Below are 307 nucleotides of genomic sequence, written 5' to 3' on the forward strand. Positions count from 1 at the left end.
AGAGATGGGCAGTTCGTCCAGTTCTTCGTCAGACGGCTCCGGCTCGTCCTTGTCTGCTAAAAATTTTGCGTGTTCGACTTTGAGCCACTCGGCGGCTTCTCTGTCTGCAACTTCTTTTTTCGGATTTTCCAGATAAGATTCTGCCTGCTTCTCGTTAGAAAACTGTGGAACGGCGTGATTGGTTTCACAGTAGTCATCAAAAAGATCATCCCAGATAGCAAAAAGCGGCATTTTACCGTCAACGACTTTTCGGACAGAGAAACGTTCGTATTCAGGCACTTCGGATTCCTTGGCGATGGCTTCTGCC

The 307-nt window shown here is 47.9% G+C and carries 1 protein-coding gene; it reads right to left on the reverse strand.

The annotated features are described in order from the left end of the window. Nucleotides 1-307, reverse strand: a 307-nt coding sequence (locus P0G09_RS18000) for a hypothetical protein (protein WP_275253354.1), incomplete at both ends; no start/stop codon positions are given.

The sequence above is a fragment of the Faecalibacterium sp. DFI.5.82 genome, from assembly GCF_029076575.1.
Lineage (GTDB): Bacteria > Bacillota > Clostridia > Oscillospirales > Ruminococcaceae > Faecalibacterium > Faecalibacterium duncaniae.